Source organism: Dorea amylophila (genome assembly GCF_025567265.1).
Lineage (GTDB): Bacteria > Bacillota > Clostridia > Lachnospirales > Lachnospiraceae > Dorea_A > Dorea_A amylophila.
Map to the genome: position 1 here is coordinate 1 of NZ_JAOQJW010000046.1, position 423 is coordinate 423.

A 423-nucleotide genomic window follows, 5' to 3' on the forward strand; every position below is an offset into this window, starting at 1 on the left:
ATTATTACATTACAAAAAGTGGATCCGGTCGTATATAAAAATACAATTCTTTTGTGTCTGGGAGTTATGCTTGGAATCTTTATAATTCTCCTGGTGTGGATGGACGGAAGAAATTTAAGCTCTTTAATGATGAAAGAGGAAATAAAGGAAAAACGCCCCGTCAGTTCAAAATGGATGTTGCTTACAGTGTTAGGGATTGTATTTATAATACTTGCAATTAAACAATATAAGCCAGGAACATGGGGATATTATTTTGCACATATATATTTTCTGATAGGCGGAATTCTTATTATTACTTTCAGTGGTGCATTTATTCTTGAACAGGCGAAAAAAGGACCTTTTTACTTTCGGTATGCATTGAAAATCAATCAACTTGATAGTAAATATCAAAGTAATATATTAATTATTCTGATGTTATTTGTA

At 31.2% G+C, this 423-nt stretch carries 1 protein-coding gene; it reads left to right on the forward strand.

Features of this window, described 5'->3' with window-relative positions; translation table 11 throughout:
* Positions 1-99: 99 nt before the first annotated feature.
* Positions 100-423, forward strand: a 324-nt coding sequence (locus OCV72_RS16445; RefSeq protein ID WP_155515247.1) for a hypothetical protein, incomplete at its 3' end; no start/stop codon positions are given.